We start from the raw sequence: 21518 nt of genomic DNA on the forward strand, positions 1-21518 counted from the left end.
CGACTCCCTCCGTGAGTTGTACTGTGCAACCAGGAGAACTCAGGGAGGTTCCGGTGCGAGCGGACCAGGCCGTGGAGACCATCCAGCGCGAGATGACCACCTTCGCCCGCCGCGCCCGCGCCTCGGCGGGCCGCCTCCACCCCGAGCTGTCGCTGGTGTCGTACACCCTGCTCGGGCACCTGGAGGAGCGCGACGGGTGTCGGGCCACCGACCTGGCCGCGCACTACGCCCTCGACAAGTCCACGGTCAGCCGTCAGGTCGCCGCCCTGGAGCGCGCCGACCTCATCGAGCGCCGCCTCGATACCGAGGACCACCGCGTCCAGGTACTGCACCTCACCGACGCCGGCCGACGGATCCTCGCCCAGGTCACCGAAAACCGCCAGGCCGCCTTCCGGGAACGGCTGGCGGGTTGGCCGGAGGAGGATCTGACAAGGTTCGCCGGCTATCTGGAGCGGTACAACGCGTGGTCGGGCGAGGTGCCGGCCGAGGAGGGCTGAGGGGTTCGGCCCTACGACACCCCGACGGCCCGTGTCTGGGTCAGGTGTTCCGGCGCCCGTGCGGCGAGGAACGCTGTGTTGAGGCGCAGGCGGAAGCCCAGGGACTCGTAGAGCCGTATCGCGGTGGCGTTGCCCGCGCCGGTGTGCAGGAACGGGGTCTCGCCGCGTTCGCGGATGCCGTGGGCGACGGCCAGGATGAGGCGGCTGGCGAGGCCCTCGCCGCGGGCGGAGGGGTCGGTGCAGACGGCGCTGATCTCGGTCCAGCCGGGCGGGTGGAGCCGTTCGCCGGCCATGGCGACGAGTGCGCCGTCGCGGCGGATGCCGAGGTAGGTGCCGAGTTCGATGGTGCGGGGCAGGAAGGGGCCGGGCTTGGTCCGTTCCACCAGGTCGAGCATCTCGGGGACGTCGGCCGGGCCGAGGCGGACCGCCTCCGGGTCCGGCGCGGCGGCCAGTCCGTCGTCGACCATCTGCACGCCGTCGATGTGGAAGGTGATCTCCCAGTCGTCCGGCACCCGGTTTCGGAAGCCGAGGAGCGGGATCTCGGCGCCCGGTCCGGAGAGCGCCGCCACGTCGGCCCAGTCCTCGGCGTCGGGCTCGTCGGGCAGGGCCAGCCACGGGGTCACGTCGACCGGGTAGCGCAGGATACGGCCGCGCCGCTCGGCGAAGTGGGCGTGCGGGCCGGTGAGGGCGGCACGGGCGGGGTTGTCGAGAACGCTCTCGTCGACGGCACTCATGCGGCGACCTCGATCACGATCTTGCCGCGCGCGTGGCCTTCCTCGACGGTGCGCAGGGCGTCGCCGGCTTCGTCGAGCGGGAAGGTCTGTGTCACGTGCGGGTCCAGTCGGCCGCTGACCACGAGCTGCGCGACCTCATCGAGGACTGCGGCGTTGCGGGCGCGCTCGACACGGGCGCCGCCGAGCTTCTCGACCACGGGGGCGGGGGCTCCGGCGGTGACGAGTTTCGTGCGGTCGGTGAGGAGGGTGGCGACCTCGGCGAGCACGTCGCCGCCGACGAGGTCGTAGACGCCGTCGATGCCGTCCGGGGCGGCTGCCCGTACCCGCGCGGCCAGGTCCGGTCCGGACGGGACGTGGACCGCGCCCAGCGACTCCACGAAGTCCTTCTTGCCCTCGCTCGCCACACCCACGGCGCGCAGCCCGAGGGCGCGGGCGATCTGCACGGCCGCGGAGCCGACCCCGCCGCCCGCGCCGGTGACCAGCACGGTCGAGCCGGAGGGCAGGTCGAGCTGGCGGACGCCGTCGTATGCGGTCGCCGCGGCGACCGGGAGCGTGGCCGCGTCGAGGAAGGACAGCTCGGCGGGCTTGTGCGCGGTGACCGTAGCGGGCAGCAGGGTGTACTCGGCGTATCCGCCGGTCAGGGCGCTGCCGAACACCTCGTCGCCGACGGCGAGTCCGTCCACTCCGGCGCCGATCTCCTCCACGACCCCGGAGACCTCGTTGCCGAAGACGGCGGGGAAGACTCGCGAGTCGGTCTCGCCGGGGCGGCGGTAGCCGGTGCGCTGCTTCCAGTCGACGGGGTTCACCCCGGCCGCGCGCACGGCGACGAGGACTTCACCGGGGCCGGGGCTGGGCCGTTCGACCTCGACGAGCGCCTCGGTCTCGGGTCCCCCGTAACGCGTGAAGACGTACGCCTTCGGCATCTGGTCCCTCACTCTCCTTCGCAGTCACCGGATCACCGGTGGTGATCACCGATGCTCATCACACCAGCACGACCACGGGCTGTCCGCACTCAAGCCGCACTGAAGACCAAGGTCGACCCCCGGGCGGCTATTCCCTCGGGCGCGCAGAGTTCATACGGCCGCAATGATCGGCGGTCACCCTCGGACCTGGGCATACCTCGTGGACGCGTACCGTTGAAACGAGAAACCACTGATCACGCTCGCCCGGCGGACCCGCGCCGCAGCGGCCTGGAGGCTCCACCCGTATGCACGTCACCCGAGGCTTCACCGGACGCCCCCGTGTCCCCGACGCCGGACTGCCGCCCGGCCAGTACGACGCGGGCGACGACTGGCCCGTCCTGTCCGCCGAGGTCACCCCCGACCTGGCACCGGCCGACTGGACGTTCCGCGTCGACGGACTGGTGGCCCAGCCGCGCACCTGGAACTGGACGGAGGCGCACGAACTGCCGGCCTCCGCCTACGAGGGTGACATCCACTGTGTGACGAGCTGGTCGAAGTTCGGGGTGCGCTTCGGGGGCGTCTCGCTGGACGCGTTCTTCAATGTGGTGCGACCCCATGTGTCCGCCACACATGTGGTCGCGTATTCGCACACCGGGTACACCACGAACCTCCCGCTCGAGGACGTGACCGGCGGACGTGCCTGGATCGCCTGGGAGTACGACGGCAAGCCGCTGCCCGCCGAGCACGGTGGCCCCGCCCGGCTGCTGGTGCCGCACCTGTACTTCTGGAAGAGCGCCAAGTGGATCGCGGGCCTGCGGCTCCTCGACCACGACGAGCCGGGCTTCTGGGAGCAGAACGGCTATCACGCCCGGGGCAACCCCTGGGACGAACAGCGGTACTCCGGTGACTGAGACCTTCGCGCCCACCACGAGGTTCGCGGTGCCGGGACGCATCGCCGTGAGCAACCGCGCCGCCGCCGTGTGGCAGACGGCCACGCTCACCGAGATCCGCCGGGAGACCCCGTACGCCTCGACGTTCCGCTTCGCCGTGCCCGGCTGGGCCGGACATCTGCCCGGCCAGCACCTGATGCTGCGGCTGCGGGCCGAGGACGGCTATGTGGCGCAGCGCCACTACTCGATCGCCTCGCACCCGGACGACGCCGGGCACGTCGAGCTGACCCTGGACCATGTCGAGGGCGGCGAAGTGTCCGGCTGGTTCCACACGGTGGCCGAGCCCGGTGACGAGGTCGAGGTGCGCGGCCCGCTGAGCGGCTTCTTCGCCTGGCCCGGCGACCGGCCCGCACTGCTGCTGGGCGCGGGTTCCGGTGTCGTACCGCTGATGTCGATGATCCGGCAGCACCGGGCGCGACGTCTGTCCGTGCCGCTGCGACTGGTGGTGTCGGCGCGCAGTCCCGAGGAGTTGATCTACGCGCGGGAGTACGGCGCGGAGACGACGGCCGTGTTCACGCGCAGCGCGCCACAGGGTGTGCCGGTGGGACGTATGGCCGCCGCACATGTGGCACCGCTCCTGGCCGAGCAGCCTGCTGGTGGGTGGGAGGCCTATGTGTGCGGCTCCAACGGGTTCGCCGAGCACGCCTCGCGGCTGCTGGTCGAGGCGGGGCAGCCCGTGGACCGCATCCGCATCGAGCGCTTCGGCTGAGGTTCGTTCGGGGGCGCAACCGGGACCGGTGATCGATCCGCACGGCTGCGGTAGCCGCTCCGGTTGAGGGAAGTGCCTCGGAGGGGGTACGACTTCTGTGTGGACGCTCGCATGCGTGCGCGGCGTCGAGGCAGCGGCCTACCGGCCCCACCCGGGGCTTCCGGTCCTCCGTTCCTCGGCTCCGGTGACGGCGAGGAGGTCGTTATGCGGACCCGGGTACGGAGTCGACGCCGGCACAATCCGCTGCGGCGCCGGTCGGATGTCGTGCAGACGTGGACGGCACTGGCCGTCACCGTCATCCTGTTCGTCGGCGCACCCCTGGCGGGCGCCACCGCCGGCCTGTGGGCCCACGAGCAGGCCCGCACGATCGCCGCCACCCAGCGCGCCGACCGCCATCGCGTCCACGCCCAGGTCATCGGAAAACCGCCCGCCGCACTCACCTCGGTGGAGGACACCCGCCAGCGCTCCGTGTGGGTGACGGTGCGCTGGACGCAGCCGGGCGACGGGCCGCGTACGGCCACGGCCGAGGTCCCGGCGGGTACGGCACGGGGTGACGTGGTGGACGTGTGGCTCGACGCGAAGGGTCACACCGTGTCCCCGCCCGTGGGTGAAGTGGCCGTCTGGCAGCACACGTTGACGGTCGGCGTGTGGGTCGCGGGCGGCGTGGTCGGCCTTGCCCTCCTCGCGTCCGCCGTGATCCGACGGGTCGCGCTGCGACACCGGTTGGCCGAGTGGGAGCGGGACTGGGCACTGACGGAACCGGAGTGGACTCGGCGGCGGGCGTGAAACACGCATCATGACGGCACCAGTACGCACCGACGAAGCTCAACAGCACATCCTTGCAAGGAAGTTGAGCCATCCGCAGTAGAGCGCCCCTCGGCCGCTACTCCACCCCCCGCTGCATCCTCCGCGCAACCCGCCCATGATCCCGCAGCACATCCCCCAACGCCGCCAACACCGGCTCACCCCGCTCGACAAGGACCCGCCCGCCGACGACCGTCGTCCACGCCCGCGCAGGCCCGCACCGCAGCCACGCCTCGACGGGATCGCTGAGCGCCCCGGCCAGCGCGACCTCGTGCAGGTCCCAGACGACCAGGTCGGCACACGCGCCCGGCCGCAGGTGCCCCAACTCGTCGGCGCGGCCCAGGCAGCGCGCCGAACCGCGGGTCGCGATGTCGAGGGCGTCGCGCGCGGTCATCGCACCCGGTCCGCCCCGGTAGCGGCCGAGCAGCAGGGCGCCCCGGGTCTCCATCCAGAGCGAGGCGTGATCGGTGGAGGCGGAGCCGTCGCAGCCGATGCCGACGGGCAGGCCGAGTTCACGCATCTCCTTCACCCTGGCCGTGCCGCCCCCGATGAGCATGTTGGAGCTGGGGCAGTGCGCCACGCCGACGCCCGCGGCGGCAAGCCGGCGCAGTTCGTCGTCGTTGGGGTAGATGCAGTGCGCGACCCAGGTGCGGTCGCTCATCCAGCCGGTGTCCTCGAAGTACTCGACGGGCCGGCAGCCGTAGGTCTCAAGGCAGTACGTGTCCTCATCCCGGTCCTCGGCGAGGTGGGTGTGCAGCCGCACGTCGTACCGCTCGGCGAGTTCCGCGGTCGCCGTCATCACGTCCTTGGTGACCGAGAACGGCGAGCAGGGTGCGAGCGCGACCCGGATCAGCGCGCCGGGTTCCGGGTCGTGATGGGCCTTGATCAGCCGCTCGCTGTCGGCGAGCACCTCGTCGGTGCTCTGCGTGACGCTCCTCGGCGGCAGTCCCCCGTCCTCGACGGACCGGGTCATCGAACCGCGCGTCGCGTGGAAGCGGAAGCCGATGTCGCGGGCGGCGCGGATCTCGGCGTCGACCAGGTAGGGGCGTGGATGCACATAGAGGTGGTCGGAGGATGTGGTGCAGCCACCCATGAGGAGTTCCGCCATACCGACGTACGCCGACACGTACGCGGCCTCTTCGTCCAGGCTCGCCCACAGCGGGTAGAGCGTGGTCAGCCAGTCGAAGAGGGTGCCGTTGACGGCGGGGGCGTAGGAGCGGGTGAGGTTCTGGTAGATGTGGTGATGGGTGTTGATCAGGCCGGGAGTGACGAGCCGCCCGGTTGCCGAGACGGTCGTAGCGGCTTCAGGTTCGGAACCTCCCGGGCCGACGGCGGTGACCCGACCACCCGTGACGGCGACCCAGCCGCCCGGAATCTCCCGCTCACCGTCCACGACGAGCAGTTCGGCATCCTTGACCAGCAGATCCACGGCTGACGACATGCCGACATGGTAGGCGCGGGACGCCGCACGAGCCTGGCGAGTCCTCCGATGTCACACGTACGGTGTGATCATCCGCACTCACCCTTCACAAAGGCGGTCATCGATGGCCCTGTTCGACCTTCCGCTCGACGAACTCCGCGAGTACCGCAGCGCGTCCACCGAGCCCGAGGACTTCGACGCCTTCTGGTCCAAGACCCTCCAGGAGGCCCGCGAGCACGATCTGGACGCCCGCTTCGAACCGGTCGACACGGGACTGTCCACGGTGAAGGTGTACGACGTGACGTTCGCCGGGTTCGGCGGTCACCCGGTGAAGGGCTGGCTGCGGCTGCCGGCCGACGCGGCCCGACCCCTGCCGCTGGTCGTGGAGTTCGTCGGCTACGGCGGCGGGCGGGGCCTCCCGCACGAGAACCTGCTGTGGGCGTCGACGGGCCGCACGCACTTCATCATGGACACGCGCGGGCAGGGCAGCGCGTGGGGCGGCGGCGGTGGCACCCCGGACCCGGTGGGCGGCGCGCCCGCGTACCCCGGCTTCATGACCCGGGGCATCGACGCCCCCGAGAACTACTACTACCGCCGGGTGTTCACGGACGGCGTGCGGGCCGTCGAGGCGGCCCGTTCGCACCCGTTGGTCGATCCCGCGCGCACGGTGGCGCTCGGCGCGAGCCAGGGCGGCGGCATCACCCTCGCCGTGGGCGGGCTGGTCGGCGACCTGGCCGGGATCGCGCCGGACGTGCCGTTCCTGTGCGACTACCCGCGCGCCGCGACCCTCACGGACCGCCACCCGTACCGCGAGATCGGCAGCTACCTCAAGACCCACCGCGGCCGCACCGAGGACGCCCTGCGCACGCTCTCGTACTTCGACGGCGTCCACTTCGCGTCCCGGGGCCGCGCCCCCGCCCTCTTCTCGACGGCCCTGGAGGACCAGACCTGCCCGCCCTCCACGGTGTTCGCCGCGTTCAACGCGTGGGCGCACGAGGACAAGAAGATCGAGGTGTACGACTTCAACGACCATGAGGGCGGCGGCCCTTACCAGGAGGCGACCAAGCTGGACTGGCTGCGGTCGTACGTCTGAGGGGTGCGTCGTGTTCGGCCCGGACAGGTCATGGATAGACGTACTCCACGCGGATGCCGTTCTGTTCGGGCAGCACGATGACGTCGGGGTGGTCGTACGTCCATCCGCTGGGGATCAGGAAGAGCTTCCCGTCGGAGTAGGCGACGAGTTTGAGTCCCTCGTAGCGGAAGCGGTACGCCCCCGGGGTGGGGAACGTGGTGGGGCGGACACCGGGGAGACCGTCCAGCCGCAGGTTCTTGTCGCTGAACACGGTCACGCTGACGCGATGGCCGAGGCCGGCCACGAGGCTCTCGGCGGCCCCTCGGCCCTGGATCTCGGCGAAGGTGCCGGCCGTCCAGAAGAGCAGGACGACGACCAGCCCGAGGACGTAGAGGCCCGTCGAGGCGCTCCAGAGCACCCACCGGGACGCCGGAGAGCCCTCGTCATCCCCGTCAGAGGTGTCGTCGGAGTCCGGGCTCTCCGGCGTTCTCGACCACAGGGCGCCACCCCAACAGGCCAGCAGGACCCCGACGGTGAGCGAGGCGGGGAGCCCCAGTTCCCACCACCCCGGAGAAAGCCTGAGGAACGCCCAGGTGCCGAGCGGAACCGTCACGACGCACGACACCAGTCCCAGACACAGTCGGCTGCGGAATCTCCTGCTGTCCGTGCACAGGCCCACCAGCACGGGATCGGCGATCCGCCAGACCAGCGCGACGCCGACGGCGATCAGCAGCGGATCGAAGAGTGCGGGAATGCTGCTGAGCACATATCTCTGGGCCGAGGAATTGAGCTGGCTCTCCGCGTAGCCGAGATAATCGGCGAACGCCTGGTTCCGCTTCCAGCCGAAATAGAACAGCAGCGCCGCGAGAAGTGACACCTGCGCGGCGACAGCTGCTCCCGCCTGGAGAACGAAGGACCTGATGGACGCGGGTCCACGCGGTGCGGGCTGCGGCGGTCCGGGAGTGCTCATGGGCGGCGGCTAGCAACCACTGTAGGGGCCGGTCTCGCCCGTGGCGATCTGGAAGTTCGCGTTCGGGTGGGCGCGGTGCAGGGTCACCAGTTCCTCGAGCAGCAGATATCCGTTCTGCCCTTCGCACCCTTCGCCCGTCACTCCCCCGGCGGCGGACAGCGCGTCATAGGCGTCCTGTGCGGAATTCCAGTCCGCGGCGCCGTCGGGGGTGATGGCGGGGCAGGCGGCGCGCAGACCGCGCAGCAGAACAGCCAGGCCGTCCTGCGCCTGTTCGTCCTGGATCTGATCACACTCTGCGTCGACCAGGTGTGTGTACCAGTCCAGGGAGAATTCCCGCACTGCGGCGCCCGAGAGATCCTGGCCGCTTTCCTCGGAGCTGGATTCGTCCGAGCTGCTCTCGACCGGCGAGGACGGCGAGGTCGAGGACTGGGTCGGCTCTGAACTCGGTCCGAAACCCGGCCAGCTCACGCCTATGCGAGGTCTTTTCTGCGCCGTGGTGGGGACTGGTGTCCCAGGTCCGGGCCCCGGCCCGCTGGAGCCCGTGGAAGAGGTTGCGGTCGTGGTCGTCCCCGCCGACAGGACACCGCTCGCAGTGCCCACCGTGTCCGAAGAGCCTGCGGTGGACCGGTTCTGCCCGGGGGTTCCACAACTGAGGGTGGTCGCCAGCGCAGCCGCCGCGATCACAGACAAAGAGCGCCGTAAATACGTTGTCCCCGTCATCGTTCTTCCCCCTCCCGGCGGCACTCGGCCGACCGGTAGCAGGATTATGCGCCTGCCCCTGTGACCGAGGAAGGGAAACGCCGGAAACGGGCACCTCGGGCACAACGGTTCGGCATCCTCTATTAGTTCGGGATACAGGTGAGGCAGGTGTTTCCCTGCGAAACTCCACGGTAATGGAGCCCGGTTTACCGACGTCCCGGTCATGACGCCCCGCGTCGCACACCTTCCCCCCAGTCCGACCAGTCGGTATGTTCGGACGGCCCGGGTCGCAGCGTCGCGGCCCGGGCTCACGGCGGACCACGGAGGCACCATGTCCGAGCACCAGCCAGCCATCGACGGCCACTGCGACCCCCGCTTCACGGCGGTGCGGACGGCGTTCGAGGAGAACTTCCGGGACCGGGACGAGCTGGGCGCCGCGGTGACCGTCACGGTGGACGGCGAGACCGTGGTCGACCTGTGGGGCGGCTGGGCCGACGCGGCCCGCACCCGCCCCTGGGAGCAGGACACGCTGGTCAATGTCTGGTCCACCACGAAGGGCCCGGTGGCCCTCTGCGCCCACATCCTCGCCGACCGGGGCCTGCTCGACCTCGACGCCCCGGTGGCCACGTACTGGCCGGAGTTCGCCGCCGCCGGCAAGGAGAACGTTCTCGTACGACACCTGCTGTCGCACCGCGCGGGACTGGCCGGTCTGCGCGAGCCGCACTCCCTCGCGCAGCTCTACGACTGGGAGTTGACCACGCGGCGGCTCGCGGCCACGGAGCCCTGGTGGGAGCCGGGGACGCGGTCCGGGTACCACGCGTTCACCTACGGCTTCCTCGTCGGCGAAGTCGTGCGCCGGGTCTCGGGGTTGCTCCCGGGGGCGTTCCTGGAGCGGGAGGTCACCGGCCCGCTCGGGATCGACTTCACCATCGGGCTGCCGGAGAAGGAGGCCGACCGGGCGGCCGAGTTGGTGCATCCGCCCGCCGCGTCGGCGAGTGAACAGGCCGCGATCTTCAGCCAGTTGGCGCCCGTGGCCATCGCCGCGCTGACCAACCCGATCGTGGGCGCGACCGAGGCCAACACCCCGGAGTGGCGCGCCGCGGAGATCCCGGCCGCGAACGGCCACGGCACGGCACGCGCGATCGCCGCCCTCTACGGCGTGTTCGCCGGGCGCGGTTCCTACGCCGGCCACCGCGTCCTCTCCCCGGAGGCGGCCGAGCGGGTGCGCGAAGGGCAGGGCAGTTGCCGCGACCTGGTGCTGGGCGCGGGCTTCGCGCACGAGACGGAGGTCGCGCTCGGCCTCTGGCTCAGCGGGGCGAACGGCTCGTACGGTCCCGACCCGAGGGCTTTCGGACACGACGGCTTCGGTGGCTCCTGCGGTCTGGCCGACCCGGACGCGGGGGTGTCGCTGGGCTATGTGATGAACCGGATGGGGCCCCATATCGCCGACGACCCACGGAAGATGGCGCTCGTCGACGCCCTGTACGGGGCACTGTGACGGGTGATCACCACGGGTCGATTTCGGCCTAACTGCCCTGCCGCCCTTCCCTGGTGGTTTAGACCAATGCTAGATCTGGTCGCGCAACGAGCCCGCACGGCTACGTCTTGTCACCAGTTCTGCCCTCAGTCTTGTCACCAACAGGAGGCGCGGCATGGCCCGCACCACCCCCCACCACCCGACCGCCGACGACCAGCCCCTCTACGGGAAGGTCGCCACCCAGCTGCTCGCCGAACTCCACGACGGCACCATCCCGCCCGGCGAACGCCTGCCCGCGGAACGGCAGTTGGCCGAACACTTCCAGGTCAGCCGGGAGACCGTACGGCAGGCGCTGGAGGTACTGCGCAGGGACGGTCTGGTCGCCACCGACCGGCGCGGCAGCCACGCCACCCTGTCGGGCCTGCCCGTCGAGACCCCGTCTTCCCTCACCTTCCCGGTCGGCGCCCGCAGCACGGACCCGACCGGCTTCGACCGGACCACCGTGACCTGGGAGACTCCACCGCCCGAACACGCGGAGGCCCTGAGAATCGCCCCGAACCGGCCGACACTGGTGCACCGGTACGCGTCCGCCGCGGCCGACGGCAGCGGACTGCGTACGGCCGTCACGTCCTTCTCCGCGGTGGCGCTGGCCGAGGTGGAGGAACTGGCCCGCTACCGCGACCGCGCCGACGGCTCCGCGTCCGCCCAACTCCGGCGCGCCTACGACTGGATGCGCCAGGCCGGTCTGACCCTGCACCATCGGGACGCCATCACCCAGGTCGCGAACGCGCCCTCGGTCCGGGTGACGCGCCGCGTCCACGACCAGTACGCACGCCCGCTGGAGATCACCGATCTGGTCGTGGAGGCCCAACAGGACGCCCTGATCTACGAGTTCACGGTGCCCTCGGCAGGCTGAAGCCCGGGCCGGACCATGGCGCGCGGCGGGCCGATGCCGAACTCGCCGCGCGCCGCCCGGTGTTACTCGCTCGTGAGGACGACGAGCTGCTGGGTCGCCCGGGTCATCGCCACGTAGTGGTCGACGGCTCCCTCGATGCCTTCGCCGAACGTCTCCGGGTCGACGAGCACGACCAGGTCGAACTCAAGTCCCTTCGACAGTTCGGGAGTCAGCGACCGGACGCGTGAAGTCGCCCGGAACGTCGGATCTCCGATGACGCAGGCGATCCCGCCGGCGTGCGCGGCCAGCCAGGTGTCGAGGACCGACTCCAGGTCCGAGGTGGGGCCGTGGACGACAGGGATGCCGCTGCTGCGGATGGAGGTCGGCACGTTGGCGTCCGGGAGCACGGCACGGATGACCGGCTCGGCCTCCGTCATGATCTCTTCCGGGGTGCGGTAATTGACGGTCAGCGAAGCCAGGTTGATCCGGTCGAGACCGATCCGCTTCAGCCGTTCCTGCCACGACTCCGTGAATCCGTGCCGGGCCTGGGCGCGGTCACCGACGACGGTGAAGCTGCGGGACGGGCAGCGCAGGAGCAGCATCTGCCATTCCGCGTCGGTCAGTTCCTGGGCCTCGTCCACGACGATGTGCGCGAACGGCCCGGCGAGCAGGTCGGGTTCGATGCCGGGCTGGGCGGCCTCGTCGATGAGGGCGTCGCGGACGTCCTGTCCGTGCAGCATGCCCATCGCGCCCTCGCTCTCGTCGATCTCGACGTTCTGAAGCAGGCTGTCGATGACGTCGGTCCTGCGGGCGTGTTCGGCGGCGACGGCGGCTTCCTGGCGGCGCTTGCGGCGCGCCGCCTCCGGGTCGCCGAGGCGTTGCCGCGCCGCGTCGAGCAACGGCAGGTCGGACACCGTCCAGGCCTGGGCGTCCGCGCGCTGCAACCGCTGGACGTCGTCGCGGCTCAGTGCGGGGGCGCACTTGCGCAGGTAGGCCGGTACCGTCCACAGGTCGCCGACGAGGTCGGCCGCCTCGAGCAGCGGCCACGCGCGGTTGAAGGCCGTGAGCAGTTCCCTGTTCTGCCGAAGCGACTTGCGGAGCAGGGCGGGGGTGACCGCGCCGTCCGGAGCGGAGGCGGTGTCCTCGTGCTTGTCCACCAGGATCGTGAGCAGTTCCTGCCAGACCTGCTCACGTCCCTCGTTGTGCGGGGTGCCGGGTTCGGCCGCCTCGAACGCCACGGCCCAGTCCTCGGCGCTCAGCCAGATGTCGGACCAGTGCGTGGTGACGTTCATCCCCTTGGTGGGCGGCTCCTCGTAGAACCGGACAGCCGGCTCGATCGCCCGCACCAGCTCCACGGACGACTTCAGCCGGGCCACCTCCGGATCGGCCTCGACGGCCGCGGCGGCGCCCTCGGCGACGAGGTCCCGCAGGATGCAGGTCTGCACGCCCTCCTCGCCGAGGCTGGGGAGGACGTCGGCGACGTAGTCCAGGTAGGGCCGGTGCGGACCCACGAACAGGACGCCGCCCCTGCGGTGCCCGAGGCGCGGGTCGGAGTAGAGGAGGTAGGCGGAGCGGTGCAGGGCGACGACGGTCTTGCCGGTGCCCGGGCCGCCGTCTACGACGAGGGCGCCGCGTGATCCCGCGCGGATGATGGCGTCCTGGTCGGCCTGGATGGTGCCGAGCACATCGCGCATCCGGCCCGACCGGTTGCCGCCAAGGCTGGCGATGAAGGCGGACTGGTCGTCGAGGGCGGCGTGGCCGACGAAACCGTCCGCCGTGAACACCTCGTCCCAGTAGTCGCTGATCCGGCCTCGGGTCCAGCGGTACCTGCGGCGGCTCGCGAGGCCCATCGGGTTGGCGTGGGTGGCCCCGAAGAACGGCTCGGCGGCGGGCGAGCGCCAGTCGAGCAGCAGACGTCGGCCCGTGCTGTCGGTGAGGCCGAGCCGCCCGATGTAGACGGGCTCGGATGTGTTGGCGTCGACCATGTGGCCCAGACACAGGTCCAGGCCGAAACGGCGTAGTGCGCGCAGCCGTGTGGTCAGCCGGTGGATCTCCGTGTCCCGGTCCATCGCCGCTCGGCCGATGCCCCCGGGCGCCCTGCGCTCGGCGTCGAGGCGCTCGGTCAGTTCCGCGATCGACCGGTCGAGGCTCTCCGCGATGGCCGCGAAGTGCTGCTCGTCGCCGGCGATCTGCGTCGGGTCGGCCTTGGCGGAGAGGCGGTCGGGGAGGTCGAAGGCGCTGGCGGTGAGGGGGTTCACGGCATCAATTCCGATCTGAGGTCGCTCACGGCCGTGCGGGCGGCAGGCCGTGCGGACCGGTGCGTACGGGTTCTCGTGTGCGTGGTCGGGCCGGTTCACGCGCGCGTGGGCGGCCTTTCCCCGCCGGCCATGTCGAGGAGCATCTTCGCGGCCACCGTCGTCCCGTCGGTGCGGAGCAGGCCGGCCACGGTCCGTGCCCGGGTCCGGGTCTCGGGGGCCAGGACAGTGGTGAGCGCGGCCGACAGGGAGTCGTAGGTCGGCGTCGGACCGTCGTGTGCCACTCCGATGCCCAGCTCGGCCACCCGTGCCGCCCAGTATGGCTGGTCCACGATCTGCGGCACGACCACCTGAGGCGCCCCGGCCAGCGTGGCCGCCGTCGTGGTGCCCGCACCGCCGTGGTGCACGACCGCGGCCACCCGCCCGAACAGCGCCTGGTGATTGACCTCGCCCACGACGAAACAGTCGTCCCGATCGTCGATCGGGGCCAGCTCCGCCCAGCCGCGGCCGAGAACGACACGGCGGCCCTGCGCCCGGACCGCTTGGACGGCGTCCCTGGCCACGTCCGGCGAGGTGCGCAGGGCCATGCTGCCGAAGCCCACGTACACCGGCGGCTCGCCGGCGTCCAGGAACGCCTCCAGATCCGCCGGGAGCGGACGCCCGTCGGGCAGGATCCACGATCCGGTCACCACGAGGTCGAGATCCGTCTGCTCCTGCCACGGGAACAGGTCCGGGTCCGAGGCCAGCCACGGCCGCTCGGTGAACGCGTGGTCGCGGACGTTGTCGACCGGCGGCAGGCCGATCGCCGCCCGGTGCCGGTTCTCCGCCTCGCGGTACAGCGCGTTCACCCGCTGGGCGTCCTCGTCCCACAGCACCTTGATGTCCTTCTCCTCCGGCGAGGACTGATGGCCGGGCCGCGACGGCGGCCGGTGCCTGGACGACGGCAGCCCGGCCGTGTGGAAACAGGCGAACACGTAGTGGATGCCCAGTTTCTCGGCCACCGAGCGCGCGCCGGTCGGCATCAGGCCGCTCGCCAGCAGCACGTCACACCCCTCGGCCGCCGGCATCAACGTCTCGTACCGCGCGGCGACCAGCTCGGGCGCGAGCCGGAACGCGGTCTCCGCCGAGGGCGGCTTCGCCGCGGTCACCACCGAGCGCACCGACGGGCCGAGCGGCACCAACGGCACACCGGCCCTGGCCAGCAGCTCCACGAACTCCTCGTCCGGCGGCGCGGCGACACGTACCTCCGCGCCGAGTTCCAGCAGACGGGCCGCGAGTCCCGCGATGGGCTCGACATCCCCGCGCGATCCCCACGTCGACAACAACACACGCATTCCGCGACTCCCGTTTCCGCAGGTCATGGCCTCAGGCCGGACATTCTGCGGCACGACGGGGGCCTTGCCGCAAGCCCCCCGGTGCGCTATACGTTAAGAAGGGAAGAGGAGTGGGTACGCCTCCCTTTCCGCCCTCCCTCCGGATCTCGCGAAACTCGCGGCGAAAAAATCCGCCGACCATGTCGAGAACCCGCGTCCGGCTCCGTCCCCGAGGTGAACGCGCCCACAATGGGTCGCACCAGCACCGAGGAGAACGACCATGGCCAAGTACCTGCTGCTGAAGCACTACCGCGGCGCTCCCGCCGCCGTGAACGACGTCCCCATGGACCAGTGGGCGCCCGAGGAGATCACAGCCCACGTGCAGTACATGAACGACTTCGCGGCCCGGCTGGAGAAGACCGGCGAGTACGTCGACAGCCAGGCACTCTCCCCCGAGGGGACGTTCGTCCGCTACGACGGCGAGGGGCGCCCTCCGGTCACCGACGGGCCGTTCGCCGAGACCAAGGACGTCATCGCCGGCTGGATGGTGATCGACGTCGACAGCTACGAGCGCGCCGTAGAACTGGCCGGCGAGCTGTCGGCCGCCCCCGGGGCCGGGGGCAAGCCGATCCACGAGTGGCTGGAGCTGCGCCCGTTCCTGGGCACGCATTCCACGACTACGGAGTGCACCTTTAAGTGAACGAGGTTCTGCTGAGGAGCCTCACGCCGAGTGTGCTCGGGATCCTCGTCCGCCGCGGAGCAGACTTCGCGGCGGCCGAGGACGCCGTACAGGAGGCGTTGGTCGAGGCGGTGCGGGTGTGGCCGGACGATCCGCCGCGCGACCCGAAGGGGTGGCTGGTCACGGTGGCCTGGCGGCGGTTCCTCGACGCGACGCGGGCGGACACCGCCCGCCGGAGGCGTGAGGACCGTCTCGACGAGGAGCCGGCTCCCGGCCCCGCCCCCGCGACGGACGACACCCTGCAGCTCTACTTCCTGTGCGCCCACCCGTCGTTGACGCCGTCGTCGGCGGTCGCGCTCACCCTGCGTGCCGTCGGCGGGCTCACCACGCGCCAGATCGCGCAGGCGTATCTGGTGCCCGAGGCGACGATGGCGCAGCGGATCAGCCGGGCCAAGCGCACCGTCTCCGGGGTGCGGTTCGACCAGCCCGGCGATGTCGCGACCGTGCTGCGCGTGCTCTACCTGGTCTTCAACGAGGGCTACTCCGGTGACGTCGACCTCGCCGCCGAGGCCATCCGGCTCACCCGGCAGCTCGCCGCCGCGATCGACCACCCCGAGGTGGCGGGGCTGCTCGCCCTCATGCTGCTCCACCACGCCCGGCGCGCCGCCCGGACCGCGCCCGACGGCAGCCTGGTGCCGCTCGCCGAGCAGGACCGCGGCCGGTGGGACACCAAGGCGATCGCCGAGGGTGTCACGATCCTCCAACTTGCGCTTAACCGCGACGAGTTGGGCGAGTTCCAGGCCCAGGCCGCGATCGCGGCGCTCCACGCGGACGCGCCCGCCGCCGAGGAGACGGACTGGGTGCAGATCGTCGAGTGGTACGACGAACTCGTCGGCCTGACCGACAGCCCGGTCGTCCGCCTCAACCGCGCCGTGGCCGTCGGCGAGGCCGACGGTCCGCGCGCCGGTCTGGCCGCACTCGCGGCACTGGACGACTCGCTCCCCCGGTACACCGCGGTGGTGGCCTATCTGCACGAACGCGACGGCGACTTGAGGACTGCGGCCCGGCTGTACGCCGAGGCCGCGCACAAGGCCCCCAACCTCGCCGAGCGCGACCACCTGACCCGTCAGGCGGCCCGGCTCAATACCCGCGGATCTCTCTGAGCTATTTGCTTTTTCTCGATGAGTGTGGGCAATTCTCGGACCTCTCCCATTCCCGTTGCCCACACCCGAGGAGAGTTCGTCAAGGGCGATATTCGCAACACCGGAAAGGGAGTTGTCGCGTCACGAAAGGCTGCGAATCGCTGCTACGGTGAGCACTCGTCCCGAGGCCGAGCGATGTGCCGTATCGGCACCCTGACCTCGAATTGCACAGCGAGTGTTCCGCTTCTCACCGGATTCCGTTCACTCTCACCTTTCCCTGTTCGCGGCACTCCCTGGAGTTCTTGAACCATGTCTGCTGAGAGCGTGGCCACCGTCACCTCCACGGCACCGGAGCATTCCGGTGCCTCCCCCAGAGACCGGCATCTCGGTCTCGCCCTGTTCGTCATCGCGGCGGCCCAGTTGATGGTCATCCTCGATGCCACCATCACGAATATCGCCCTGCCCGCCATCCAGACCGACCTCGGCGTCTCCGACGCGAATCTGGCGTGGATCGTCAACTCGTACGCGCTGGCCTTCGGCGGTCTGCTGCTGCTCGGCGGAAAGGCCGGGGATCTGTTCGGCCGCCGCCGGATGTTCCAAGTGGGCATTGCCGTCTTCACCCTGGCGTCCCTGCTCGGTGGACTGGCCCCGAACGAGGGCCTGTTGATCGGCGCACGCATTCTCCAGGGCGTCGGCGCGGCACTCGCCGCACCCAGCGCGCTGGCGCTGATCACCACGACGTTCCCGGCGGGGAAGCCGCGCAACCGGGCGATGGGCGTGTACGCCGCGATGGGCGGTCTGGGTGCCACGGTCGGCCTGCTCCTCGGTGGTCTGCTCACCGATGTGCTGGACTGGCGTTGGGTGTTCTTCGTCAACATCCCCATCGGTCTCGCCGTCCTCGCCGGCACCCGCAGCCTCGTCGAGGCACAGCGCCACCCCGGCCGCCTGGACGTACCGGGTGCCGTCACCGGGACCGGCGGTCTGATCGCCCTCGTCTACGGCATCACGCGCGGCGGCGAGCACGGCTGGACCAACGGCCTCACCCTGGGCTGCTTCGCGGTCGCTGCCGTCCTCCTGGTGGCGTTCCTGTTCCTCCAGGCCCGTACGCCGGACCCGATGATGCCGCTGCGACTCTTCAAGGACCGTAATCGGTGGGGCAGTTACGCCACCATGCTGTTCATCGGCTCCGGCATGTTCGCGTTCTTCTACTTCCTGACCCTCTATATGCAGCTGATCCTCGGCTACAGCCCCATCAGGACCGGCTTCGCCTACCTGCCGTTCAGCTTCGGCATGGCGGCAGCGGCGGGCATCAGCTCGAAGCTCGTCGCCCACATCGCGCCCCGGCTCATCGCCGCACCGGGCCTCCTGGTAGCGGCAGTTGGCATGTTCTGGTTCGCCACCCTGGAGCCGGACTCGTCCTACGCCGGGCACCTCATGCCGGCCATGTTCGTCACCGCGCTCGGCCTGGGCATGAGCTTCGTCCCGATGACGCTCGGCGCGGTGAGCGGTGTCGCCCACCAGGACACCGGTATCGCCTCGGCCCTGCTCAACACCGCGCAGCAGATCGGTGGCGCCCTGGGCCTCGCCGTCCTGTCGACGATCTCGACCTCAGCTGCCGACGACAAGCTGCCTCAAGCGGCCGGCGCCCTCTACCGGGGCCTGGCCACCAAGGACTTGGGACTCGTCTCGAAGGCGGGGGACGCCTTGACGCACGGCTACACGATGGCGTTCGTCGCCGCCGGGGTGGTGTTCGTGGCCGGTGCCGCCGTGACCGTGTTCGCAGTGAACGCCGACCGGCAGCAACACACCGAAGGCGCAGCACCGGTCCACATGGGCTGAGCCCACACAGTCAGGCACCACCGCGTCGAACCGGCGCGAAGACCGCGGACGCGGTCTTCGCGCCGCTGGAGTCCAGCATGACGAACCAACCCACCTCAGCGGCGCCTCGGCGCCCTCAACTCCCGCCGCCCGTCGACGCGTTGACCCGCGCCTTCGCCCTGGTCGGCAAACGCTGGAGCGGCCTGGTCCTCGCCGCGCTGGCCAAGGGCCCCGCGGGCTTCGGCGAGGTGCGCGAACGGGTGCCGGGCATCAGCGATCGTATGCTCGCCGACCGCCTCCACGAACTGGCCGCCGCCGGCCTCCTCACCCGCACCGTGCGCCACGGCCCGCCGCTGCGTTCCTCCTACGCCCTCACCCCGCACGGGAACGCCTTCCTGATCCCCCTCGCCGCGCTGGCCGTCTGGGCCGAGGAGCATCTCGTGGTCACTCCCACTGGTACTGCAGGTACTTGCCGTCGAGGGTGATGACGACCCGGTCACCGGCGGGGTCGGGGACGCGGCTGACGTCGAGGCGGAAGTTGATGGCGCTCATGATGCCGTCGCCGCACTGCTCGTGGATCAGTTCCTTGATGGTGGGACCGTAGACCTGGATGACCTCGTACAGCCGGTAGATCGTGGGGTCCACGGGCACGGCCGCGTCCAACGCGCCCCGGGTCGGCTGGAGTTGGAAGGCGAGGGCTGCGTCCTCGCCGAGTTCGAGGAGGGACGCGGCCGTCGCCGCCTCGTCCTTGGTCATGGGGTGCTGACCCAGCAGGGCCGCCGTGGTCCACGCGAGCGGCCGGCCCACTGCCTCGGCCAACTGGGCCCATGTGACACCGGTCTTCACCTTGGCCTGTCGGACGGCTTCGCCGGCTTCACCCTTGCTGAGCATCCGCAACTCCGTTCCCGGACAACACCTTTGACCACTCGACGCTCAGCGTAGGAGATCACCCATGTGGCGACAATGGCGCCATCCGCCACCAAGTGCGGCCATACGACAGACTCCAGGATTCCGCGGACGCATACTTCGGGCATGACCCACACCGACGTACAACAGATCGAGCGGGCGAACGCCGTCGAACGTACTCCGGTCGTCTTCGTCCACGGTCTGTGGCTGTTGCCGAGCAGTTGGGACCGCTGGGCGGCCCACTTCGAGCAGGCCGGGTACGCGCCGGTCTCCCTGTCCTGGCCCGACGACCCTGACACGGTCAAGGAGGCCAACGAGCACCCCGAGGTCATGGCCGGCAAGACGGTCGGCCAAGTCGCCGACCACCTCACGGAGTTGATCGGCACACTCACGCGCAAGCCGGCGATCGTCGGCCACTCCTTCGGCGGACTGCTCACTCAGATCCTCGCTGGCCGCGGACTGTCCGCCGTGTCCGTGGCGATCGACCCGGCGCCGTTCCGGGGCGTGCTGCCACTGCCGGTGTCCGCGCTGCGCTCCTCCGCACCGGTCCTCAGCAACCCCGCCAACCGCAACCGCGCGGTCCCCTTGACCTACGACCAGTTCCGCTACGGCTTCGCCAACGCCGTCGGTGAGGAGGAGGCGCGGGAGTTGTACGAGACGTTCGCGGTGCCCGCGCCCGGTGCCCCGCTGTTCCAGGCGGCCACGGCGAACCTCAACCCGTGGACCGAGGCGAAGGTCGACACGGAGAACCCCGATCGCGGCCCGCTCCTGATCATCTCGGGCGAGAAGGACCACACTGTGCCCTGGTCGATCGCCAACGCCTCCTACAAGAAGCAGCAGCGCAACAAGGGCGTCACCGAGATCACCGAGATCAAGGACCGGGGTCACGCGCTGACCATCGACCACGGCTGGCAGGAAGTCGCGGACACCGCCCTGTCGTTCGTGCGCCGCTACGCCTGAACCCGATACCGCCCCATCGGCTACGGCAGCCGTCGCGCCGCGACCATACGGACGCGGGGGCTGCCATCGCCGCGACTCCCGAACTCGGGCAGGGCGTAGAGGTCGATGGCGAAGCCGGTCCGCTCCAACTCCCGTCGCACGAATCCGAGTTGGAAGTCCCGGTAGTACATGACGAAGGGCGGTCGCCAGACGGCGTTGCGCACCTTCATCGCCGCATCGAAGCCGGACAGCATCCAGTACGCGGGGGATGTGGGACGCGGCGGTGCGATGACCGGGAAGGCGAAGCATCCGCCGGGCCGCAGTGCCGAGTGCACCTGTGCGAACAACCCCGGCAGTTCGCCGGGCAGGAAGTGGCCGAACGCCCCGAAGCTGACCACGAGGTCGAAGGCGGGCGCGAACGGCAGGGCCCGGGCGTCGCCGCGCACCCACGCCACCCGGGGTCCGCTGCTCCGTACCTGCTCCCGCGCGACCGCGAGCATGCCCGCGCTGAAGTCGACGCCGGTGACGCTCTCCCGGCACACCTTCGTCAGCACCTCGGCACCCGCGCCCGTGCCGCAGCACAGGTCGAGTCCGTCGTCGAAGGGGCCGATGCGCCGCAGCATCGCGGCGACCGCGTCGAGCAGCGGGGCCGGTGTCCGGAAGGGGGTGTGGTCGAACTTGGGCGCGAGGCGGTCGTAGCCGTGCTCGACGGACGACAGTGCCTGGACGGCGAGTTCGCGCAGACTGGGACCTTCGGGGCTGAACATCCGGGTCAGCCTAGGGCAACCCGCTGCTTGAGGATGGCGAGAACGCGCTCGCACCAGCGCAGGTTCTCCTCCTCGAAGGTGATCCCGGCCATCAGCGTGAGGTACGGCCCGATGCGGTCGGCGTCCCGGAGGTAGTCCTCCTCGGTCCGACCGCCGAGGAGACGGTCCCGTACGCGCTCGTAGCGGTCGAGCTTGCCGCGCGACCATGACCTGCGTTCTTCGATCAGCTCGCGGGTGACGGCGGGGTCCGTGCCGTCCATCGCCTGGATCTTGATGAGGAGTTCGTCGCGGATGGCGGTCGGTCGCCGGGGCGGCTCGGCGGCGAAGGTGTCGAGATCGCGCCGACCGGCCTCGGTGAGCGTGAACATCCTTTTGTTGGGCCTGCGTTCCTGCTGTACGACCCGTGCCTCGATCAGCCCGTCCTGTGCGAGGCGCTCCAGTTCGCGGTAGAGCTGCTGCGGTGTCGCGGGCCAGAAGTTCGCCAGCGACACGTCGAACACCTTGGCCAGCTCGTAGCCCGAGGCCTCGCCTTCCAGGAGGGCCGCGAGGACCGCGTACTTGAGGGACATG

Annotated in this window: 22 protein-coding genes; 12 read left to right on the plus strand and 10 right to left on the minus strand. The window is 70.6% G+C overall.

The genetic code is table 11. The features are described 5' to 3' along the window. The first annotated feature begins 92 nt into the window (after window positions 1–92). Window positions 93–497: a MarR family winged helix-turn-helix transcriptional regulator gene (locus OO70_RS08585; RefSeq protein WP_051740984.1), complete on the plus strand. Its 405-nt coding sequence runs from the start codon at window positions 93–95 to the stop codon at window positions 495–497. 11 nt (window positions 498–508) lie between these two features. Here OO70_RS08585 and OO70_RS08590 read toward each other — a convergent pair whose 3' ends face one another. Together OO70_RS08590 and OO70_RS08595 are read right to left on the minus strand one after the other, a co-directional pair. Beyond that, window positions 509–1231: a GNAT family N-acetyltransferase gene (locus OO70_RS08590; protein ID WP_043666342.1), complete on the minus strand. Its 723-nt coding sequence runs from the start codon at window positions 1229–1231 to the stop codon at window positions 509–511. Beyond that, complete coding sequence (locus tag OO70_RS08595; RefSeq protein ID WP_043666344.1) at window positions 1228–2154, minus strand: NADP-dependent oxidoreductase; 927 nt, start codon at window positions 2152–2154, stop codon at window positions 1228–1230. The genes OO70_RS08590 and OO70_RS08595 overlap by 4 nt, the downstream gene beginning before the upstream one ends. Before the next feature lie 284 nt (window positions 2155–2438). Between OO70_RS08595 and OO70_RS08600 the strand changes: the two genes are divergently transcribed. The 3 genes from OO70_RS08600 (at window position 2439) to OO70_RS08610 (ending at window position 4578) form a co-directional block, all read left to right on the plus strand. Then, window positions 2439–3044: a sulfite oxidase-like oxidoreductase gene (locus tag OO70_RS08600; RefSeq protein WP_043666346.1), complete on the plus strand. Its 606-nt coding sequence runs from the start codon at window positions 2439–2441 to the stop codon at window positions 3042–3044. Then, a complete protein-coding gene (locus OO70_RS08605) occupies window positions 3037–3792 on the plus strand; it encodes a ferredoxin reductase (RefSeq protein WP_043666348.1) in 756 nt (251 codons plus the stop codon). The genes OO70_RS08600 and OO70_RS08605 overlap by 8 nt, the downstream gene beginning before the upstream one ends. A 204-nt stretch (window positions 3793–3996) precedes the next feature. After that, a complete protein-coding gene (locus OO70_RS08610) occupies window positions 3997–4578 on the plus strand; it encodes an Rv1733c family protein (RefSeq protein WP_199827275.1) in 582 nt (193 codons plus the stop codon). Window positions 4579–4675: 97 nt separating this feature from the next. Here OO70_RS08610 and OO70_RS08615 read toward each other — a convergent pair whose 3' ends face one another. Further along, window positions 4676–6037, minus strand: a complete 1362-nt coding sequence (locus tag OO70_RS08615) for an 8-oxoguanine deaminase (RefSeq protein WP_043666352.1) — start codon at window positions 6035–6037, stop codon at window positions 4676–4678. 103 nt (window positions 6038–6140) lie between these two features. Here OO70_RS08615 and OO70_RS08620 point away from each other — a divergent pair, with 103 nt between their 5' ends. Continuing rightward, the gene (locus OO70_RS08620; protein WP_043666354.1) at window positions 6141–7109 is read left to right on the plus strand and encodes an acetylxylan esterase; all 969 of its coding nucleotides are present in this window, start codon (window positions 6141–6143) and stop codon (window positions 7107–7109) included. 28 nt (window positions 7110–7137) lie between these two features. Here OO70_RS08620 and OO70_RS08625 read toward each other — a convergent pair whose 3' ends face one another. Then, window positions 7138–8058: a hypothetical protein gene (locus OO70_RS08625; protein WP_158711427.1), complete on the minus strand. Its 921-nt coding sequence runs from the start codon at window positions 8056–8058 to the stop codon at window positions 7138–7140. Between the two features lie 9 nt (window positions 8059–8067). Then, window positions 8068–8526 (minus strand): hypothetical protein, encoded by a 459-nt coding sequence (locus OO70_RS08630; protein WP_043666358.1) that lies wholly within the window; start codon window positions 8524–8526, stop codon window positions 8068–8070. Window positions 8527–9088: 562 nt separating this feature from the next. On the opposite strand from OO70_RS08630, the gene OO70_RS08635 reads away from it, so the two are divergent. Both OO70_RS08635 and OO70_RS08640 read left to right on the plus strand, forming a co-directional pair. Continuing rightward, entirely contained in the window at window positions 9089–10255 is a 1167-nt protein-coding gene (locus OO70_RS08635; RefSeq protein WP_043666359.1) for an EstA family serine hydrolase, read from the plus strand. 154 nt (window positions 10256–10409) lie between these two features. Continuing rightward, entirely contained in the window at window positions 10410–11150 is a 741-nt protein-coding gene (locus tag OO70_RS08640) for a GntR family transcriptional regulator (RefSeq protein WP_043666362.1), read from the plus strand. A 62-nt stretch (window positions 11151–11212) separates the two neighbouring features. Here the strand turns inward: OO70_RS08640 and helR are convergent, their stop codons facing one another. Both helR and OO70_RS08650 read right to left on the minus strand, forming a co-directional pair. Further along, window positions 11213–13387: an RNA polymerase recycling motor ATPase HelR gene (gene helR / locus OO70_RS08645; protein ID WP_043666365.1), complete on the minus strand. Its 2175-nt coding sequence runs from the start codon at window positions 13385–13387 to the stop codon at window positions 11213–11215. Between the two features lie 95 nt (window positions 13388–13482). Then, complete coding sequence (locus OO70_RS08650; RefSeq protein WP_043666368.1) at window positions 13483–14718, minus strand: glycosyltransferase; 1236 nt, start codon at window positions 14716–14718, stop codon at window positions 13483–13485. Between the two features lie 259 nt (window positions 14719–14977). On the opposite strand from OO70_RS08650, the gene OO70_RS08655 reads away from it, so the two are divergent. The 4 genes from OO70_RS08655 to OO70_RS08670 all read left to right on the plus strand — a co-directional run bounded on the left by OO70_RS08655 (window position 14978) and on the right by OO70_RS08670 (window position 18821). After that, on the plus strand, window positions 14978–15397 hold the full coding sequence (locus tag OO70_RS08655) for a YciI family protein (RefSeq protein ID WP_043666371.1): 420 nt from the start codon (window positions 14978–14980) through the stop codon (window positions 15395–15397). Continuing rightward, complete coding sequence (locus OO70_RS08660) at window positions 15394–16539, plus strand: RNA polymerase sigma factor (RefSeq protein ID WP_043666374.1); 1146 nt, start codon at window positions 15394–15396, stop codon at window positions 16537–16539. The genes OO70_RS08655 and OO70_RS08660 overlap by 4 nt, the downstream gene beginning before the upstream one ends. Before the next feature lie 288 nt (window positions 16540–16827). Then, the gene (locus OO70_RS08665) at window positions 16828–18357 is read left to right on the plus strand and encodes an MFS transporter (protein ID WP_043666377.1); all 1530 of its coding nucleotides are present in this window, start codon (window positions 16828–16830) and stop codon (window positions 18355–18357) included. Between the two features lie 77 nt (window positions 18358–18434). Further along, window positions 18435–18821, plus strand: coding sequence for a winged helix-turn-helix transcriptional regulator (locus OO70_RS08670; RefSeq protein WP_078651301.1), 387 nt, complete (start codon window positions 18435–18437; stop codon window positions 18819–18821). Here the strand turns inward: OO70_RS08670 and cynS are convergent. Continuing rightward, window positions 18781–19227 (minus strand): cyanase, encoded by a 447-nt coding sequence (gene cynS / locus OO70_RS08675; RefSeq protein ID WP_043666379.1) that lies wholly within the window; start codon window positions 19225–19227, stop codon window positions 18781–18783. The genes OO70_RS08670 and cynS overlap by 41 nt on opposite strands. Before the next feature lie 141 nt (window positions 19228–19368). On the opposite strand from cynS, the gene OO70_RS08680 reads away from it, so the two are divergent. Further along, window positions 19369–20202: an alpha/beta hydrolase gene (locus OO70_RS08680; RefSeq protein ID WP_043666382.1), complete on the plus strand. Its 834-nt coding sequence runs from the start codon at window positions 19369–19371 to the stop codon at window positions 20200–20202. A gap of 20 nt (window positions 20203–20222) precedes the next feature. On the opposite strand, the gene OO70_RS08685 is transcribed toward OO70_RS08680, so the two are convergent. Next, window positions 20223–20948, minus strand: coding sequence for a class I SAM-dependent methyltransferase (locus tag OO70_RS08685; protein ID WP_043666385.1), 726 nt, complete (start codon window positions 20946–20948; stop codon window positions 20223–20225). A 5-nt stretch (window positions 20949–20953) separates the two neighbouring features. After that, the gene (locus tag OO70_RS08690; protein ID WP_043666388.1) at window positions 20954–21517 is read right to left on the minus strand and encodes a PadR family transcriptional regulator; all 564 of its coding nucleotides are present in this window, start codon (window positions 21515–21517) and stop codon (window positions 20954–20956) included. Window position 21518 lies beyond the last annotated feature (1 nt).

This window comes from Streptomyces xylophagus, from assembly GCF_000716435.1.
GTDB classification, from domain to species: Bacteria; Actinomycetota; Actinomycetes; order Streptomycetales; family Streptomycetaceae; genus Streptomyces; species Streptomyces xylophagus.